We start from the raw sequence: 18,316 nt of genomic DNA, 5'->3' as shown, positions 1-18,316 counted from the left end.
TGCGGCACCTGAAAAAGCACTCGGCGCTGTGTTCACAGCGCCGGGTTTGGTTACTTGATCAGACCGACCCGGGAAAAATTCGGGAAGTGGCTGAGTTTCGGTTCGGGCCAGCTCATCCAGACCGCGAAGGCCTTGCCGACGATGTTCTCGTCGGGAACCATGCCCAGCAGCTCCTTGGGAATATTCGGATCATCCCAGTAGCGGCTGTCGTTGGAGTTGTCGCGGTTGTCGCCCATCATGAAGTAGTGGCCCGCGGGGACCGTCCACTCGTGATCAGGCGGCGCGCGGTAGCGCCCCATCTCCTTGCGGATCAGGTGCTCGGCGGCGCCCAGTTGCTCTTTGTAGAGCTCGGCACTGCCCAACATGCCCGGCTCGGCGCCGACCAGCTGTTCAGCCACCGGCTTGCCGTTGACGAACAGCTTCTTGTCACTGGTGTAACGCACCACGTCGCCCGGCAGGCCGACTACACGCTTGATGTAGTTGACGTTGGGGTCGCTCGGGTAGCGGAATACCATCACATCGCCGCGCTGCGGATCACTCACCTGAATGACCTTCTGGTCGATCACCGGCAAGCGAATCCCGTAGGAAAACTTGTTCACCAGGATAAAGTCGCCGACATCCAGGGTCGGCTTCATCGAGCCGGATGGAATCTGGAACGGTTCCACCAGGAACGAACGCAGCACCAGCACGATGAACAACACCGGGAAGAAGGACTTGCCGTATTCAACCAGCAAAGGCTCCTTGTTCAGCTTTTCGACCACGTCGCCATCGGGCTGCGCCACGCTGCCCTGATAGGCAGCGATGGCGGAACGCCGACGAGGCGCCAGAAAGATCAGATCGAACAACGCCAACACACCACAGACGGCGACGGCGATGACCAGCAACAGCGGGAAATTTAGTGACATAGGACCTAACTATCCAACCTGAGCACTGCAAGGAAGGCTTCCTGTGGAATTTCCACGTTACCCACTTGCTTCATGCGTTTCTTACCGGCCTTTTGCTTTTCCAACAGCTTGCGCTTACGGCTGACGTCGCCGCCATAGCACTTGGCCAGTACGTTCTTTCTGAGGGCCTTGACGGTTGTCCGCGCCACGATCTGCCCGCCAATGGCGGCCTGGATGGCAACGTCGAACATCTGACGAGGAATCAGTTCTTTCATCTTCTCGGTCAACGCACGACCTTTGTAATGCGCGTTATCACGATGCACGATCAGCGCCAGGGCGTCGACCTTTTCACCGTTGATCAGTACATCCAGCTTGACCAGGTTGGCCGACTGGTAACGATCAAAATGGTAGTCCAGCGAAGCATAGCCGCGACTGGTGGATTTGAGACGGTCAAAGAAGTCCAGGACCACTTCGTTCATCGGCAAATCGTAGGTCACTTGCACCTGGGAACCGAGGAACAGCATGTCGTGCTGGATGCCACGCTTCTCGATACACAGGGTAATGACGTTGCCCAGGTGCTCCTGCGGTACAAGGATATTGGCCCGCACGATCGGTTCGCGCATATCCTCGATGGCCGACAGGTCCGGCAGCTTGGACGGGTTGTCGACGTAGATGGTTTCGCCGTTCTTGAGCAGCAGCTCGAAGATTACCGTCGGCGCGGTGGTGATCAGGTCCAGGTCGTACTCGCGCTCAAGGCGCTCCTGGATGATCTCCATGTGCAGCATGCCGAGGAACCCGCAACGGAAGCCGAAGCCCAGGGCGTCGGAGCTTTCCGGGGTGTACTGCAGCGAGGAGTCGTTCAGCGTGAGCTTTTGCAGGGCTTCGCGGAAGTCTTCGAAATCGTCGGAGCTGACCGGGAACAGACCGGCGTAGACCTGCGGCTGGATACGTTTGAAGCCCGGCAGCACGTCGACGTCAGGGGTGGTGCTCAGGGTCAGGGTGTCACCCACCGGCGCACCGTGGATGTCCTTGATACCGGCGATGATAAAGCCCACTTCGCCGGCCTTCAGGTCGACGGTGGCGGTGTGTTTCGGGTTGAACACACCGACGCTGTCCACCAGGTGCATCTTGCCGGTGGACTTGACCAGGATCTTGTCGCCCTTCTTCACGCGGCCGTGGCGCACGCGCACCAGGGACACGACGCCCAGGTAGTTGTCGAACCAGGAGTCGATGATCAACGCTTGCAGCGGATCTTCGATATTGCCGGTCGGCGCGGGGATGGTGGTCACCAGGCGCTCGAGCACTTCGTCGACACCCAGGCCGGTCTTGGCGCTGCAGGTGACGGCGTCGGTGGCGTCGATACCGATGATTTTCTCGATTTCTTCCTTCACGCGGTCCGGATCGGCCTGGGGCAGGTCGATCTTGTTCAGCACCGGCATGACTTCCAGGCCCTGCTCGATGGCGGTGTAGCAGTTGGCAACGGACTGGGCTTCGACGCCCTGGCCAGCGTCCACCACCAGCAACGCACCTTCACAGGCCGCCAGGGAACGGCTGACTTCATAGGTGAAGTCGACGTGGCCGGGGGTGTCGATGAAGTTCAACTGATAGGTGATGCCGTCGCGAGCCTTGTAGTACAGGGTAACGCTATGGGCCTTGATGGTGATCCCGCGCTCGCGCTCGAGGTCCATGGAATCCAGCACCTGCGCTTCCATCTCGCGCTCGGCAAGGCCGCCGCACATCTGGATGAAGCGATCGGCCAGAGTCGACTTGCCATGGTCAATGTGGGCGATGATGGAGAAATTGCGGATATGACTCAAATCACTCACGGATCAACACTCAAAAAGGTTGCAGGCAGACTGCCCGCCGAAAAATAGCCGGGAATTGTACCTGATGCGCGACCAAGGCGTCACGTGAACAGGCCGGGCGGCACGGACAAAAAAGCCCCGGTCACGGGACAGGGGCTTTTTCCAGGATCATTTACCGCTCAATCGCTTCATCATCCGGCCCGACGCAACAGCCAGACACCGGCCACCGCGCAGATCGCCGCCGGCACCACCACCGCCAGCAGCGGCGGGAAACCGAAGACCAGGCTCGAAGGCCCGAGCAGGTCCTGGGCGATGCGGAAGGTGAAGCCCACCAGCACGCCGGTGAACACCCGTTGCCCCAGGGTAACCGAACGCAGCGGGCCGAAGATAAAGGAAATCGCCATCAAGACCAGCGCCGCGGTCACCAGCGGTTGCAGGACCTTGACCCAGAACGCCAGCCAGTAACGACCGTTCGCCAGGCCCTGGTCCGCCAGGTAGTGGATGTAGCTCCACAGGCCACTGATCGACAGGGCCTCGGGCACCATCACCACGGTGCTCAGCAGGTTCGGGCTCAAGGCCACGTCCCAGCGCTCTTCCGGCACATTGATCACTTCGGTGCGACCGTCGCGGAAATAGGTGGTGGTGACGTCCGTCAATGTCCAGAGGTCCTTGTCGAAGTGGGCCTTCTTGGCAAAGCTCGACGACAGCATGTGGCGTTCGCTGTCGAAGTGATAACGGGTCACACCGTAAAGCAGACCATTGGGCTGCACGGCGTTGATATGAATGAATTCGTCACCCTGGCGATGCCACAGGCCGTTGCGCGAGCTCTGCGCATCCCCCGAGCCCTGGGCCAGGGCCTTGTCCGCCTGGGCCTTGCTCTCGGTGGCCGGGGCAACGTACTCGCCGACCAGCACGCCGATCAGCATCAACACCAGCATGGGCTTCATTACCGCCCAGACGATACGCCCGACGGAGACACCCGCCGCGCGCATGATGGTCAATTCGCTGTTGCTGGCCAGGCTGCCGAGGCCGATCAGGCAACCGATCAGGCCGGCCATCGGCAACATGTCATAGACCCGGCGCGGCGCCGTGAGCACCACGAAGCTCAGCACATCGCCCAGGGTGTAGGTATCGGAGATGCTGCCCATCTCGTCGATAAAGGCAAACAGCGAGGCCAGCCCGAGGATGATCCCCAGTACGGCAAGGATCGCCATGAACACACTGCTGCCAATGTAGCGATCGAGCTTAACCACGAGCCATCTCCTTCACAGTGCGACGACTCGCCAGTTTCAAACGCAGGGGTTCCCAATACAGCAGCGCCAGGCCGATGGCCAGGAACAGGCCATGCACCCACCACATGCCCAGCACCGGTGACAAGTTGCCTTTCTCCAGCGCGCCACGGGCCGAAATGAGCATGGTCAGGTAGGCCATATAAAGAAGGATCGCCGGCAGCAGCTTGAGGAAACGGCCCTGGCGCGGGTTGACCCGCGACAGTGGCACGGCCATCAACGTCACGATAAACACCAGCAGGGGCAACGAAAGCCGCCATTGCAACTCGGCGACCGCCTTCAGGTCCGGGTTGCCGAACAGGGTCGAGGTCATCATGGCATCGCGGTCGGTGACTTCTTCGCTGATCTCGGGCTTGGGCAGCATGACGCCGTAGGTCTCGTACTTGATCGCCCGGTAATCGGCCATGCCTGGACTGCCGTCATAGCGATAGCCGTTTTCCAGGATCAGGTAGCGATTGCCGTCCTTGCGCACTTCCTGACGGCCTTTTTCGGCCACCAGCACGGAAATGCCGCGGTCCTTCTTGTTCACGCCGAAGCGTTTTTCCGAAATGAACACACCGCCCAGGTTCGCCCGGTCATCGGAGAGTTGCTCGGTATAGGTAACCCGCGAGCCATCGTTGAGCTCCTGGAAGCGGCCGGGCACCAGGGTGTCGAATTCGGTCATGGCGTCCTGCTGGTTGAGCAGCAGCTGGAATTGCAGGGCGCCCTTGGGCGCCAGGCTCAGGCTGATCCAGGCCACCAGCAGGGCCACCAGCAGCGCCGGCGCCATGGTCATGCCGAGCAGGCGCTGCTGGCTCATGCCGGTGGCGGACAGCACGGTCATTTCGCTTTCGAGATAGAGCCGTCCGTAGGCCAGCAGAATCCCGAGGAACAGGCCCAGGGGCAGGATCAGCTGGAGGAAACCGGGCAGGCGAAAGCCCATGATCAGGAACAGCGAGCCCGGGTCCAGTTGACCCGAGGCGGCCTGGGCAAGGAACTTGACGAAGCGTCCGCTCATGGTGATGACCAGCAATACGGCGCTGACCGCACTCAAGGTGATCAAGACTTCGCGGGACAGATAACGAAAAACAATCAAACCAGACACTCCAGGGTTGTCAGGCTAAGGTGGCCGAACAAGCAAACATAGGCACCGACAGAGGGCTCGCCGCGGCGGGCCGTCTAAAAAGAGGCGCATTATCCTGTGATTGCTCCCGGCTGTCACTGCGCACTTGTCCACGGCGCCTACAGAGCCGCAACGGATCAGGATTGGGACTTGCCCCCGGCCAGCGGCGAGGTTCAAACTGCGGCCTTTGCCGAAGGCCACGCCATTGCGTCGCTTCGCCCCGGTGCAGAGCTGTCTCTGCGCCCTTTGACCTTAATATTCAGGGACCCGGACATGGAACTGGTTGTAAAAAGCGTCAGCCCAGAAACGTTGAAAACCGCCACCCTGGTACTCGCCGTCGGCGAAGGCCGCACACTCGGCGCGGTCGCCAGCAAAGTCGATGAACTCAGCGGCGGCGCCCTCAGCGCCATCCTCAAGCGCGGCGACCTGGCCGGCAAGGTCGGCCAGACCCTGCTGCTGCAAAGCCTGCCCAACCTCAAGGCCGAACGCGTACTGCTGGTGGGCGTGGGCAAGGACGCCGAACTCGGCGACCGTCCGTTCCGCAAAGCCGTGGCCTCGATCCTCGCCACCCTCAAGGGCCTGGGCGGCAGCGACGCCGTGCTCGCCCTCGACGAAGTCGTGGTCAAGGGCCGCGACAGCTACGGCAAGACCCGCCTGCTGGCCGAAAGCCTGCTGGACGGTGAATACAGCTTCGACCAGTTCAAGAGCCAGAAAGCCGAACCCCGCGCCCTGAAGAAAATCACCCTGGTGACCATCAAGGCCGCGCAAGCCGAAGTCGAACGTGCCGTCAGCCACGCCCGCGCCATCGCCGGCGGCATGGCCTTCACCCGCGACCTGGGCAACCTGCCACCGAACATCTGCCACCCGAGCTACCTCGCCGAGCAGGCAAAGAACCTTGGCAAGGCCAACAAAGGCCTGAAGGTCGAGATCCTTGACGAGAAGAAGATCAAGGAACTGGGCATGGGCTCGTTCTACGCCGTGGGCCAGGGCAGTGACCAGCCGCCACGCCTGATCGTCATGCAATACAACGGCGGCAAGAAATCCGAGAAACCATTTGCCCTGGTCGGCAAGGGCATCACCTTCGACACCGGCGGCATCAGCCTCAAGCCGGGCCTGGGCATGGATGAAATGAAGTACGACATGGGCGGTGCCGCCAGCGTGTTCGGCACCCTGCACGCCGTGCTTGCCCTGCAACTGCCGATCAACCTGGTGTGCATCCTGGCCTGTGCCGAGAACATGCCGAGCGGCGGCGCGACCCGTCCGGGCGACATTGTCACCACCCTCAGCGGCCAGACCGTGGAAATCCTCAACACCGACGCCGAAGGCCGCCTGGTGCTGTGCGATGCCCTGACCTACGCCGAACGCTTCAAGCCCCAGGCGGTGATCGATATCGCCACCCTGACCGGCGCCTGCGTGGTCGCCCTCGGCGCCCACACCTCCGGCCTGCTGGGCAACAACGACGAACTGATCGAGCAACTGCTCAGCGCCGGCCGTCAAGCCGATGACCGCGCCTGGCAACTGCCGCTGTTCGATGAGTACCAGGAACAGCTGGACAGCCCGTTCGCCGACATCGCCAACATCGGCGGGCCGAAAGCCGGGACCATCACCGCGGCGTGCTTCCTGTCGCGCTTCGCCAAACAGTTCAACTGGGCCCACCTGGACATCGCCGGCACCGCCTGGACCAGCGGCGGCAAGGACAAGGGCGCCACCGGCCGTCCGGTGCCCCTGCTGACCCAGTACCTGCTGGACCGCGCCAAGGCCTGAACCTGAGCCTGCCGGGCGGCGTCGGTCAATGACGTCGCCCGGCATCCGGAACCCCCTATGACCCAAGTCGACTTCTATATCCTTCCCAGCGCGGATCCTTCGGCACGCCTGGACTTTGCCTGCAAGCTGACCGAAAAGGCCTGGCGCCTGGGACACAAGGTCTACCTGCATTGCAGCGACAGCGCCCAGCGCGACGACCTGGATGCCCGCCTGTGGCAGTTCAAGGGCGAGAGTTTCGTGCCCCATGGCCCAGCGGAAAGCGAGCCGGAAGGCACCGTGGTGCTGGGGCTGGGCGAAGACCCCGGCCCCCATCAGGACCTGCTGGTGAACCTTGATATGAAGGTGCCGCCCTTTGCTTCGCGCTTTGCCCGCGTGGCGGAAGTGGTGGTGGAAGACCCGGCAATCCGTCAAGCGGCGCGGGAGAGTTTCCGCTTCTACCGCGAACAGGGCTATCCTCTGCAAGATCACCGTCTACAGCGACTTTGAGCACCCCGATGGACACTCCAAAACAACCGCAAAAAGCCGCGCCCCTGCTGGACGAGCTTGAATCGATCCGCAAGCTGTTGGGCGATGACACCCTGCAACCGCCGCTGCTGACCGAAACAGTCGCCAGCGAAGGGCAGATCCCCCTGCTGTTCGACATGGTGGGTAATAAAACCAAGGTCGAGGTTCAGCCCGAGGTTGTCGCCGCGCCTGTGGCAGAGCCGAAACCGGCACCGGTAGTCGTCGCAGCGGAACCCGCCAAACAGAAGAACCAGGACGCCTTGCTGCACCTGGACAGCGAACTGCGCGCCGCCGCGCAATTGATCATGCAGGACGTGATCGACGACTTCGCCCCACATATCGAAACCGAGATCAAGCGCCGCCTGGACGCCCGTATGGAACGCCTGCTCAGCCAGTATCCTTCCTGACCTGCACGCCCTCCGTGTAGAAGCAGGGCCTGCCCGCTGGCGCCAGCGGGCATTTTTGTGCCATCAGCGCTCACCTCGCTCTACGCCCCGCGTCATATCCCCGTTATACTTGTCGGCTTTCCTGAATTAATGCCTAAGGGTCCCGCCGCGCATGGATAAGACCTACCAGCCGCACGCCATTGAAACTTCCTGGTACCAGACTTGGGAGTCCGAGAATTACTTCGCCCCGCAAGGCACCGGCGACGCCTACACCATCATGATCCCGCCGCCGAACGTCACCGGCAGCCTGCACATGGGCCACGGTTTCAATAACGCGATCATGGACGCCCTGATCCGTTTCCGTCGCATGCAGGGTCGCAACACCCTGTGGCAGCCGGGCACCGACCACGCCGGGATCGCCACGCAAATGCTGGTGGAGCGTCAGCTCGAAGCCCAAGGGCAGAACCGTCACGACCTGGGCCGCGAGAAATTCCTGGAAAAGGTCTGGGAATGGAAGGATCAGTCCGGCGGCAATATCAGCCGGCAGATCCGCCGCCTGGGCTCGTCCGTGGACTGGAGCCGCGAGCGCTTCACCATGGACGACGGCCTCTCGGAAGCGGTGAAGGAAGCTTTTGTGCGCCTGCACGAAGATGGCCTGATCTATCGCGGCAAGCGCCTGGTCAACTGGGACACCAAGCTGCACACGGCGATCTCCGACCTCGAAGTGGAAAACCACGACGAGAAAGGCTCCCTCTGGAACCTGCGTTATCCACTGGCTGACGGCGCCAAGACCGCCGACGGCCTGGATTACCTGATCGTCGCCACTACCCGCCCGGAAACCATGCTCGGCGACTCCGCCGTGGCGGTCAACCCGGAAGACGAGCGCTACAAGGCCCTGATCGGCAAATTTATCGAGCTGCCCCTGGTCGGCCGCCGTATCCCGATCATCGCCGACGATTATTGCGACCCTGAATTCGGCACCGGCTGCGTGAAAATCACCCCGGCCCACGATTTCAACGACTATGAAGTCGGCAAGCGCCACAACCTGCCACTGCTGAATATCTTCGACAAGAACGCCGCCGTCCTGCCAGCCTGCCAGGTGTTCAACCTCGACGGCACGCTGAACGACAGCATCGACGGCAAGATCCCGGCCGAATACGCCGGCCTCGACCGTTTCGAAGCGCGCAAGCAGATCGTTGCCGCCTTCGACGCCGCCGGCCTGCTGGTCAGCGTTGACGACCACGGCCTGAAAGTGCCGAAAGGCGACCGCTCCGGGACCATCATCGAGCCGTGGCTGACCGACCAGTGGTACGTGTCGACCAAGCCCCTGGCCGAGCCGGCCATTGCCGCCGTGGAAGACGGCCGCATCGCCTTCGTGCCCAAGCAATACGAAAACATGTACTTCTCCTGGATGCGCGATATCCAGGACTGGTGCATCAGCCGCCAGCTGTGGTGGGGCCACCGGATTCCGGCCTGGTACGACGAGTCGGGCAAGGTCTATGTCGGTCGCGACGAAGCCGAAGTACGGGCCAAGCACAACCTCGGCCCGGACGTTGCGCTGCAACAGGACAACGACGTTCTCGACACCTGGTTCAGTTCGGGTCTGTGGACGTTCTCCACCCTGGGCTGGCCGGAGCAGACCGACTTCCTCAAGACCTTCCACCCCACCGACGTGCTGGTGACCGGTTTCGACATCATTTTCTTCTGGGTCGCCCGGATGATCATGCTGACCATGCACCTGGTGAAGAACGAGGACGGTACCCCGCAGGTACCGTTCAAGACCGTCTACGTCCATGGCCTGGTGCGTGATGGCCAGGGCCAGAAGATGTCCAAGTCCAAGGGCAACGTCCTCGACCCGCTGGATATCATCGACGGCATCGAACTCGAAGACCTGGTGCAGAAACGCACCACCGGCCTGATGCAGCCCAAGCTGCAGAAAGCCATCGAGAAGCAGACCCGCGCCGAATTCGCCGAAGGCATCGCCAGCTACGGCACCGACGCCCTGCGCTTCACCTTCTGCTCGCTGGCCTCCACCGGTCGTGACATCAAGTTCGACATGGGCCGCGTCGAAGGCTATCGCAACTTCTGCAACAAGATCTGGAACGCCGCGCGCTACGTGCTCGACAAGGGCGAAGACTGCGGCCAGAACGGCGAAGCCTTCGAGCTGTCCCTGGCCGATCGCTGGATCATCTCGCAGTTGCAGCGCACCGAAGCCGAAGTGACCCGCCAGCTCGACCAGTTCCGTTTCGACCTGGCCGCCCAGGCCTTGTACGAGTTCATCTGGAACCAGTATTGCGACTGGTACCTGGAACTGTCCAAGCCGGTGCTGTGGGACGAGAACGCGCCGGTCGAACGCCAGCGCGGCACCCGTCGCACCCTGGTGCGCGTGCTGGAAGTGGCGCTGCGCCTGGCGCATCCGTTCATGCCGTTCATCACCGAGGAAATCTGGCAGCGCCTGGCGCCGCTGGTCGGGGCTGAAGGCAAGACCATCATGCTGCAACCGTGGCCGGTGGCCAACGAAGCACGCATCGACGAGGCGGCCGAAAGCGATATCGAATGGCTCAAGACCCTCATGCTCGGCACGCGCAACATCCGCGCCGAGATGAACATCGGTCCGGGCAAGCCGCTGGCCGTGTTCGTGAAGAACGCCAGTAGCGAGGACCAGCGTCGCCTCACCGAGAACGACGCACTGCTCAAGAAGCTGGCGAAGCTGGAGTCGATCACTGTATTGGCCGCGGGCGCCGAAGCACCGCTGTCCGCTACTGCTCTGGTGGGCGAGATGGAAGTGCTGGTGCCGATGGCCGGGCTGATCGACAAGGGCGCCGAACTGGCGCGCCTGGACAAGGAAATCCAGCGTCTGCAAGGTGAAGTGCAGCGGGTCGGCGGCAAGCTGTCGAATGCCGCGTTCGTCGACAAGGCTCCGGCCGAAGTCATCGAGAAGGAACGCGCCAAGCTGGCCGAGGCCGAACAGGCCCTGGGCAAGCTGGCCGAGCAACATGCGCGGATCGCCAGCTTGTAAGCGTGGCGATTGACTGAACAAGGGAGGCCCTCGGGCCTCCCTTTTTCATGCCCGCCGCAGCCCCGATGAATATGGGACAATGTCCGCCATTCCAAGCCCTGCCCGAATCGACCCAGCCCATGACCGCCCCGAGCAAACCCAAAGCCCCACGCAAGAAACCCAAGCCCGCCACCCCGGCCAAGGCCGTCGAGCCGCGGGAAAAAGCCAGCCTGCACCCGCGCAACCGCCATCAGGGCCGCTACGACTTCCCGCAGCTGATCAAGAGCAGCCCCGAACTGGGCCAGTTCGTGGTCCTCAACCCTTATGGCAAGGAAAGCATCGACTTCGCCGACCCGGCCGCCGTGCGCGTGTTCAACCGTGCCCTGCTCAAGTCCTTCTACGGCATCGCCCACTGGGACATCCCGGCGGACTTCCTCTGCCCGCCGGTACCGGGTCGTGCCGACTATGTGCACTTCCTCGCCGACCTGTTGGGCGAAAACAACGAGGGCAATATCCCTCGTGGAGCGGCCATACGCGTGCTGGATATCGGCGTCGGCGCCAACTGCATCTACCCGCTGATCGGCCACAGCGACTACCGCTGGCAGTTTCTCGGTTCAGACATCGACAAGACCGCGCTGGCCGCGGCCAAGGCCATCGTCCAGTCCAACGGTCTGAACAAGGCCATCAGCCTGCGCCTGCAAGCCAATCCGAAGCACATCCTCAGCGGTCTGCTGGAAAGCACCGAACATTTTGACCTGACCATGTGCAACCCGCCGTTTCACGCCTCCCTGGACGAAGCCCAAAACGGCAGCCGGCGCAAATGGCGCGCCCTGGGCAAGGCCGATCCCAAGCGCAAACTGCCCGTGCTGAACTTCGGCGGCCAGGCGTCGGAATTGTGGTGTGAAGGGGGCGAAGCACGCTTCGTGAGCCAACTGATCGGCGAAAGCCAGCCGTTGTCGAGCCAGGTGCTGTGGTTCAGCACACTGGTATCAAAGGCCTCGAACCTGCCGGCCATCGAAGCGGCCCTGAAGAAAGCCGGCGCCCTGGAGAGCAAGGTGGTGGAGATGTCCCAGGGTCAGAAACAGAGCCGTTTCGTCGCCTGGACCTTCCAGGACAAAGCGCAACAACGCACATGGCGCCAAGAGCGCTGGATAAATCCAAGTTAGCCAAGGAAATGGGCCGTTATTAACGGCCCATCTTATTAACACTTAAAACTCAAGTCCCCTCAGCGTCCATTGCAAATGCCACCACCCGGTAACTCTAGAACAATACCAACAAGCTTTTCTGGAGAAAAATTGGGATTCCCCGCATGCTCCACCTTATAATGAGCAATAGCCGAACCATTTCTGATGGGCGCGATGACCTTATCAAAGGGCCCCACTGTAAACAAAACGGCTCTCCCAAGATCAGCAGCTGCGAGGGTGTGATGAAACTCCGCCTTGGTCTCAGGAATCGGCTCCGTGCCATTGAAACTCCGATACCCTTGCCAATCCAGAGTCACTCTATCTCCTGCCATCGCGCCGTCAATCGGCGGCACCAGCACCCTGATCCCCTCCCAAGGACGGCTTGAACAATCGATAAGACCCAGGTGATTGGCATCAAGAAAGGAGACTGGTTCCAGCTCTCTTGAAGTGATTTTTTTCGACGTAGTAGACATATCTTGGACCTCTCGGTAGTTATATTATTCGCCCAAGAAGGCAACACATAAACACAACCGGCCTCATCCAAAACCACATAAAAAATATATTTGATAGAACCGTTCAACAACGCCTTCCACCCGAATATATAAGCACGGTTGTGCCTCTTGCACACCTGTCAAATATGACAGGTGTGCAAGAGGCTGAAGTCTGATATTTTCCCGTCAGGCCGACGGCATACACGCTGGTTTGGCAAACCCGTAAATTGCGAGCAGAACTCAACAAGAACCCTGGTCATTCCAAAGAGTGATTTCCATTACAAAAATCACGGAAACCAGAATAAAAAACCGTGTCCGGATCGCCCCGAGGCTCGGTTTCAGTGCATCTTACTTGTTTACCACGTCGATCGTGCTCCGCAGTTTCGCCGACAAGCTGTCACCCGATCCGATAGACATCTGGCAAAAAGCACCAGGAAGCCGTCAATTTAGTCGGCTATTCGACCTGTAAACGATCATCGAAGCTGGCCCTGAACATAAACGTCAGGGCTGGGCGAGGGAGAAACCCTCTTCATCATGGCTGGATCAGCCAGCCTACTCTCGCAAGGCCCTGGGAATATTTCTTCTCAATTCCCCAGGAGCAGCACGCCATGTCACCCAAGCCCCCCAAGTCCTCCGGCTCGCCCTCTTCACCCGCCAGCGCTCGACCCCGTGGCGAATCGCCTTCCAGGCAGCCGAGCGACCTGCCCGGCCCCAGTACCAACCTCCGCCTCCCGAGTCACGCCCCTCCCTCCGCAGGTGGCGAAACCGCATCCGGGCCCCTTGCTCCCCGCCCCGCCACCGCCTCGGCCAGCGTGACGGATATTCCGGGGGCGACCAGCCTCGCGCCGGACATTCGGCCACATGCGCTGCAGCGCTACTCAAGAATCGCGCCCAGACAGCTGGCACCGGCCGATGCCAACGGATTGCGCCTTTACAAGCAACAGAAGTTCGTCGAGCTCGAGGGCCACACCGATTGGGTCGTGCAGGTCGAATATGACGCGAGTGTCGGCGCCTTTCGCGCAAAGCTCAGGAGCGATCTGTTGCCGTCCGGCCCCACGCTCTACCGAGTGGCGGGGAGCGCGAAATGGAGCACTGAAAGCGCTACGGCAACACTTGATCGCTATCTGATTCCCGCCATGCACAGGGGCAATATAGAGCTACTCAGAACCAGGAAGCGCGGCTTGTCACGTGGTTTCTCACATGTATGGCAAAACGATGCAGTCTTCGCCTCAAAAAGACTGTTCATAGACAGCCAGGATCTGCTTATCCGCGAAGCGACGGCATTCTTCAGCCAGGTCAGGCTGCCAGTGCGCCCCGCCCTGGACCCCGACCTGATGCTCGCCACCTCGGCCGAGCAGCTCTTCGCCCGGATTTATTCCCATCACCCAGGCCTGGTGCTGGCTGAAACCCACGCAGGGATAGGCTCCAAGCAACTGCTGATCGAGAATATGGGCTCCCTGGTTCGCCACGGCGTGAAAACCCTGTACCTGGAACACCTGAGAACCGATTTCGAACAGTTTGAACTGGATATCTATCAACGCAGCGGAACGATGCCGACATCGCTGAAACGCTACCTTGAAATCCAGGACACCGGGCACGAGACCGACCCCTCGGGCACCTATAGCTTTCTCAATCTGGTGATCACGGCACGGACCCATGGCATCAACATACGGGCCCTCGACTGTGCCGTCAGCTATGAGATGAGCACGGGCGACGGTGCACAGCATCGTATCCCGGCGATGAATTACTACGCCGATCTGGTGATAAAGGCCGACGCCCCCAACCTGGAAGGCGGCAAATGGATCGCGCTGGTTGGCGAGGCTCACATCAATGCACAGCAGGGCTTCCCTGGGCTCGTGGAGCTGGAGGGTGTGCCCGGGATCAGGATCGAGGATATCGAGGACGGCGCCTCGATCAGGGTCGCCGCTGACCCGGGAAGGAGCGGTCGATTGCTCGACAGTGAGCCATACCTTGTCCAATCCGACCTGGCGGTCTATATCGGTGTACCGCCCTACAGCCGCTTGCATAACGAAGGCGACTTCTTCGTATATACCCGCCCCGAAAGCCAGTCCCATCATCTGGTCCATCGGGAGGGCGAGAAAACGCGGCTCACCTCGATTGTCAAAACCCGGGACAATAGCTTCTATCTCGAACGCAGCCAGTGGCAAAACATACACAGGGAACGCTTTGCCAGCCTTGCTGAACTGTCGGCAGCGCTGATCAATCGGCGCGGCATGGTGGCGGTCCTGCCCCTCGACAGACCACTGGTCGGCCCCCCGCGTCACCGGGCCCCAGTGGTAGCCGGGCATTTTTTCATCGACACAACGCCGGACGGCCAACACCAACTGACCCATTGTTCCAGAACGGGCATGCTTATCGAGACGCCCATCACCCACGATGCCAAGGGTTTCACCCTGGTAAGCGATCGATGGCCAGTGATGGCAGGCCGCTCATTCGACACCCTGGACGAGTTGCGCGCGGCGCTGGTCAGCCAGGTCGGCCTCACACCCGGACCGGAGTAGCCGGGCGGCATAACCTACAGGCGAAAAAAAACCGTGCCCGGATAGACTCCGGGGCACGGTTTCAATGCATCTTACTTGTTTACAGCGTCGGTCAGAACCTTGGCCACAACCAGCTTGATCACTTTCTTGGCAGGGATTTCGATGGCAGCGCCAGTCGACGGGTTACGGCCGGTACGGGCAGGACGCTCGGTCACTTTCAGTTTGCCAACGCCTGGCAGAGTGATTTCGCCGCCGTTTTCCAATTGATCAGCAACGATCTGGGCCAGTTGGTCCAGAGCGGCACGCGCGGTGGTTTTCGGCGCGTCGATAGCTTCGGCGATATCGGCGATCAGTTGGTCTTTGGTAATAGCCATTGAGATGTTCCTTCCCTATCAAATTCATTTGGATTGCAGAGTGCAGTGTCAGCCATCGAGCCAGCCTTGTGCCCCCCGCTAGTAACCACGACGGATCGCAGATGTAGATAGCAGAATTGGGGTTTGGTTCGACGTGACACCTGCTGAATGCACGCTTTGCGCCGTTACCGAGCGCAAGACCGGGCAAAACTAGCACAGAGACGGGGAAATATCCGCCTCTACCTAGCCATTTGGTCAGCTTTTGCGCTCGTTTTCGAAAAAAAAGCTGTCTGAAACCGCTCAAACCGCCCGAACGACCGTGCAAAGGCGGATTCAACCCGCGGGTGCGGTACACTGGGCGCTTTTCCGGGGAACCCGCCTTCCCCCTGACAAATCAGCCGAGATACCTATGCCGATCCGTCATTGCATCGTCCACCTGATCGACAAAAAGCCCGACGGCAGCCCTGCGGTCCTGCATGCCCGTGACTCCGAACTGGCCGAATCCCAGGCCATCGAGCACATGCTTGCCGACCTCAACGAAAGCTACAACGCCAAGCAGGGCAAAGCCTGGGGTTTTTTCCATGCCGAGTCCGGCGCGCATCCGTTCAGCGGCTGGCTGAAGGAGTACCTGGACGGCGGCAAGGACTTCACCGCCTTCAGCCGGATTGCCGTCGAACATCTGCAAAAGCTGATGGAGGAGTCCAACCTCTCGGTGGGCGNNTACCAGCAAGGCATGACCGACTACCTGGCGATCGCCCTGCTGCACCACAGTGAAGGCGTGGCGGTGAACGCCGAGCTGGACGTGACCCCGTCGCGCCACCTGGACCTGGGCCAGTTGCATCTGGCGGCGCGGATCAACGTCTCCGAGTGGCAGAACAACAAGCAGTCCAAACAGTACATATCCTTTATCAAAGGCAAGAACGGGAAAAAGGTTTCGGAGTATTTCCGCGACTTTATCGGCTGCCAGGAAGGCGTCGACGGCCCGGGCGAGACCCGCACCCTGCTCAAGGCCTTCAGCGACTTCGTCGAAAGCGAAGACCTGCCCGAGGACGACGCTCGGGAAAAAACCAAGACCCTGGTGGATTACGCCAGCAGCCAGGCCAAAATGGGCGAGCCGATGGGCCTGGAAGAGCTTTCCGGGCTGATTGACGAGGACCGTCCACGGGCGTTCTACGAACATATCCGCAACAAGGACTACGGCCTGTCGCCGGAGATCCCGGCCGACAAACGCACCCTGAACCAGTTCCGCCGCTTCACCGGTCGCGCCGAAGGCCTGTCCATCAGCTTCGAGGCGCACTTGCTGGGCTCGAAGATCGAGTATGACGAAGAGGCCGGGACCCTGATCATCAAGGGGCTGCCGACTCAACTGACCGATCAGCTCAAGCGACGCAAGGACTGAGCCGTGCTCACAGGCATGCTGAAGAAGGTCCTGCTGATCCTGCTGGTGGTGGTGGTCTATCAGAACTGGGGCAAGATCGAGCGGGTGTTCAATCCGGGGCAGATGGTCTCGGAACAGACCCGGGCCAAAGCCCGGGTGGTGCTCTACGCCACCGACTGGTGCGGCTACTGCAAGCAGACCCGGCGTTTCCTCGACCAGAAAGGCATTCCCTACCAGGAATTCGATATCGAGAAAAACGCCGAGGCACGCAAGGCCTACCAGGCCCTGGGCGGCGGCGGGATTCCAATGCTGGACGTAAATGGCACCTTGATCCGTGGGTATGAGCCAGAGGCTATTCTGGCCGCGCTTCGATCCTGAAGCCGAGCCGTGGGAAGTGCACATGCACCCGCCCACCGCGCTCATCTTCACGGCTCACGATCAACTCTTCGCGACCGGCAAACACCAACTCGCCCGCTACCGGATCAACGCCATAATCGGTCGCCGCGACGATCACCGACTGACCGGAGACAAAACCGTTCGGGTCAGTGAACGCCTCATCAGGCAGCGCGGCCGGCGTCGACTCGCGTGCCACCTGCAAGGCCTCCTCCGCCGTCATCTCACTCGGAGCACCATGCCCGAACGCCATGACCCGGGCAAACCAGACGGCCACCGCCGGATAGGCATCCACCAGCGGCGCGGTCACCGGCGTCGCCTTGAGGAACCACAGCGGATGGGCCATGGCGATATCGGCAATCGATGGCTCACCGAACAGGAAGTCGCCCTCCTCGTGCTGCAGTTGCTGCTCCAGCCGCGCCATAAATACCGGCCACTGGTGCTTGGCGATTTCCAACGGAACCTTCGAGGCCGAGCCGCCGCTGAACAGGCCGGCGCGGTCGATCATGAAGCCCTTGATCTGCTCCGGGGACAAACGGGCAAAGCGCACCGCCACCGACTCGGGCTGGAATACCAGACTGACCGCATGACTGAACACCACTGAGTCGGCCCAGGCGGCAAAGGTCGCAGCCACCAGCTCCCGGCCCTCGGGGAACAGCCGTGGCGTGGCCTTTTCCTGTTCCAGGCGGCGGGCGATCAAGGCGGTGTCACAGTAGATATCGGCACCGATCTGCAGCACCGGGGTTTTCCGGTAGCCACCGGTCAACGCGGTCAGATCGGGCTTGGGCATCACCGGCGAGATATGTACCGAACGCCAGGATAGGCCCTTGAAGCCCAGCAGCAAGCGGGCCTTTTCGGCAAAGGGAGAGGTCGCATAATGGTGGAGAATCAACTCAGACATGCTGGAGTCCGCCGGGCAAATAAGAACCCGAAGCTTAGCCTGCAAATCGTGAGCAGCCTACCCAGCCAGCCTGATGCCCTCTCATCAACGGTATCAATTGCCAGGGAGTCGAAGGCCACCGTGGCAGGGTAAGCTGGCGGCTTGACCGGAATGGAGGCCGAAACGCATCCGGCTGGAGAGCCGGTCATTCCTGACGGTAAGCGGCAACGGACATTCTGCCCCATTCGATATCGGCTATCTCAGAACCTACCACGAAGGAAAAGGCGGCGGTCCAAACCTGAAAGGATCAATGGCCTTTGCACTACTGTGCGGTAAGGTCTACTTGCGTCAACAAACCGCAACCAAACGTTAGAGGGAGAAACGAAAAAAGACGCCATGAGCGT

15 protein-coding genes are annotated in these 18,316 nt (G+C 61.0%); 8 read left to right on the top strand and 7 right to left on the bottom strand.

Annotated elements, in window-relative coordinates; translation table 11 throughout:
• Positions 1-50: 50 nt before the first annotated feature.
• From lepB to lptF, 4 genes are all read right to left on the bottom strand, one after another.
• On the bottom strand, positions 51-905 hold the full coding sequence (gene lepB / locus HX830_RS07980; protein ID WP_152740167.1) for a signal peptidase I: 855 nt from the start codon (positions 903-905) through the stop codon (positions 51-53).
• A gap of 5 nt (positions 906-910) precedes the next feature.
• Positions 911-2,710: a translation elongation factor 4 gene (gene lepA, locus HX830_RS07975; protein ID WP_177099692.1), complete on the bottom strand. Its 1,800-nt coding sequence runs from the start codon at positions 2,708-2,710 to the stop codon at positions 911-913.
• A 170-nt stretch (positions 2,711-2,880) separates the two neighbouring features.
• Positions 2,881-3,942, bottom strand: a complete 1,062-nt coding sequence (gene lptG / locus HX830_RS07970) for an LPS export ABC transporter permease LptG (RefSeq protein WP_177099690.1) — start codon at positions 3,940-3,942, stop codon at positions 2,881-2,883.
• Complete coding sequence (gene lptF / locus HX830_RS07965; RefSeq protein WP_152740166.1) at positions 3,935-5,053, bottom strand: LPS export ABC transporter permease LptF; 1,119 nt, start codon at positions 5,051-5,053, stop codon at positions 3,935-3,937. Before lptF ends, lptG begins: the two co-directional genes overlap by 8 nt.
• Before the next feature lie 300 nt (positions 5,054-5,353).
• On the opposite strand from lptF, the gene HX830_RS07960 reads away from it, so the two are divergent.
• The 5 genes from HX830_RS07960 (at position 5,354) to rlmF (ending at position 11,898) form a co-directional block, all read left to right on the top strand.
• Positions 5,354-6,844, top strand: coding sequence for a leucyl aminopeptidase (locus tag HX830_RS07960; RefSeq protein ID WP_103497037.1), 1,491 nt, complete (start codon positions 5,354-5,356; stop codon positions 6,842-6,844).
• A gap of 57 nt (positions 6,845-6,901) precedes the next feature.
• Positions 6,902-7,330, top strand: coding sequence for a DNA polymerase III subunit chi (locus HX830_RS07955; protein WP_103497038.1), 429 nt, complete (start codon positions 6,902-6,904; stop codon positions 7,328-7,330).
• Between the two features lie 8 nt (positions 7,331-7,338).
• A complete protein-coding gene (locus tag HX830_RS07950; RefSeq protein ID WP_152740165.1) occupies positions 7,339-7,755 on the top strand; it encodes a DNA polymerase III subunit chi in 417 nt (138 codons plus the stop codon).
• A gap of 151 nt (positions 7,756-7,906) precedes the next feature.
• Positions 7,907-10,753, top strand: a complete 2,847-nt coding sequence (locus tag HX830_RS07945) for a valine--tRNA ligase (protein ID WP_177099688.1) — start codon at positions 7,907-7,909, stop codon at positions 10,751-10,753.
• Between the two features lie 119 nt (positions 10,754-10,872).
• A complete protein-coding gene (gene rlmF, locus HX830_RS07940) occupies positions 10,873-11,898 on the top strand; it encodes a 23S rRNA (adenine(1618)-N(6))-methyltransferase RlmF (protein ID WP_152740162.1) in 1,026 nt (341 codons plus the stop codon).
• 59 nt (positions 11,899-11,957) lie between these two features.
• Here the strand turns inward: rlmF and HX830_RS07935 are convergent, their stop codons facing one another.
• Complete coding sequence (locus HX830_RS07935; protein ID WP_152740161.1) at positions 11,958-12,389, bottom strand: hypothetical protein; 432 nt, start codon at positions 12,387-12,389, stop codon at positions 11,958-11,960.
• A 626-nt stretch (positions 12,390-13,015) separates the two neighbouring features.
• On the opposite strand from HX830_RS07935, the gene HX830_RS07930 reads away from it, so the two are divergent.
• Positions 13,016-14,929 (top strand): membrane-targeted effector domain-containing toxin, encoded by a 1,914-nt coding sequence (locus tag HX830_RS07930; protein ID WP_177099679.1) that lies wholly within the window; start codon positions 13,016-13,018, stop codon positions 14,927-14,929.
• 71 nt (positions 14,930-15,000) lie between these two features.
• Here HX830_RS07930 and HX830_RS07925 read toward each other — a convergent pair whose 3' ends face one another.
• Positions 15,001-15,282, bottom strand: a complete 282-nt coding sequence (locus tag HX830_RS07925) for an HU family DNA-binding protein (protein ID WP_040064476.1) — start codon at positions 15,280-15,282, stop codon at positions 15,001-15,003.
• A gap of 388 nt (positions 15,283-15,670) precedes the next feature.
• Between HX830_RS07925 and yejK the strand changes: the two genes are divergently transcribed.
• Both yejK and HX830_RS07915 read left to right on the top strand, forming a co-directional pair.
• Positions 15,671-16,660: a nucleoid-associated protein YejK gene (yejK, locus tag HX830_RS07920; protein WP_177099676.1), complete on the top strand. Its 990-nt coding sequence runs from the start codon at positions 15,671-15,673 to the stop codon at positions 16,658-16,660.
• Positions 16,661-16,663: 3 nt separating this feature from the next.
• Positions 16,664-17,017: a glutaredoxin family protein gene (locus tag HX830_RS07915; protein ID WP_103497044.1), complete on the top strand. Its 354-nt coding sequence runs from the start codon at positions 16,664-16,666 to the stop codon at positions 17,015-17,017.
• Here the strand turns inward: HX830_RS07915 and HX830_RS07910 are convergent.
• Positions 16,992-17,933, bottom strand: coding sequence for a glutathione S-transferase family protein (locus tag HX830_RS07910; protein ID WP_177099674.1), 942 nt, complete (start codon positions 17,931-17,933; stop codon positions 16,992-16,994). The two genes, HX830_RS07915 and HX830_RS07910, sit on opposite strands and share 26 nt — an antisense overlap.
• Positions 17,934-18,316: the final 383 nt, after the last annotated feature.

It is taken from the genome of Pseudomonas gingeri, assembly GCF_013385425.1.
Classification (GTDB): Bacteria; Pseudomonadota; Gammaproteobacteria; order Pseudomonadales; family Pseudomonadaceae; genus Aquipseudomonas; species Aquipseudomonas gingeri_D.
The sequence above is the reverse complement of the archived record's forward strand: the minus strand, read 5'-3'. Positions and strand labels throughout refer to the sequence as shown.

What these genes read in the sequence shown, in the direction of transcription:
- HX830_RS07925 (WP_040064476.1), bottom strand. Translation starts at nt 15,282, where the DNA reads ATGGCTATTACCAAAGACCAACTGATCGCCGATATCGCCGAAGCTATC.
- HX830_RS07950 (WP_152740165.1), top strand. Translation starts at nt 7,339, where the DNA reads ATGGACACTCCAAAACAACCGCAAAAAGCCGCGCCCCTGCTGGACGAG.
- HX830_RS07935 (WP_152740161.1), bottom strand. Translation starts at nt 12,389, where the DNA reads ATGTCTACTACGTCGAAAAAAATCACTTCAAGAGAGCTGGAACCAGTC.
- HX830_RS07945 (WP_177099688.1), top strand. Translation starts at nt 7,907, where the DNA reads ATGGATAAGACCTACCAGCCGCACGCCATTGAAACTTCCTGGTACCAG.
- rlmF (WP_152740162.1), top strand. Translation starts at nt 10,873, where the DNA reads ATGACCGCCCCGAGCAAACCCAAAGCCCCACGCAAGAAACCCAAGCCC.
- HX830_RS07910 (WP_177099674.1), bottom strand. Translation starts at nt 17,933, where the DNA reads ATGTCTGAGTTGATTCTCCACCATTATGCGACCTCTCCCTTTGCCGAA.
- lepB (WP_152740167.1), bottom strand. Translation starts at nt 905, where the DNA reads ATGTCACTAAATTTCCCGCTGTTGCTGGTCATCGCCGTCGCCGTCTGT.
- HX830_RS07955 (WP_103497038.1), top strand. Translation starts at nt 6,902, where the DNA reads ATGACCCAAGTCGACTTCTATATCCTTCCCAGCGCGGATCCTTCGGCA.
- HX830_RS07930 (WP_177099679.1), top strand. Translation starts at nt 13,016, where the DNA reads ATGTCACCCAAGCCCCCCAAGTCCTCCGGCTCGCCCTCTTCACCCGCC.
- HX830_RS07960 (WP_103497037.1), top strand. Translation starts at nt 5,354, where the DNA reads ATGGAACTGGTTGTAAAAAGCGTCAGCCCAGAAACGTTGAAAACCGCC.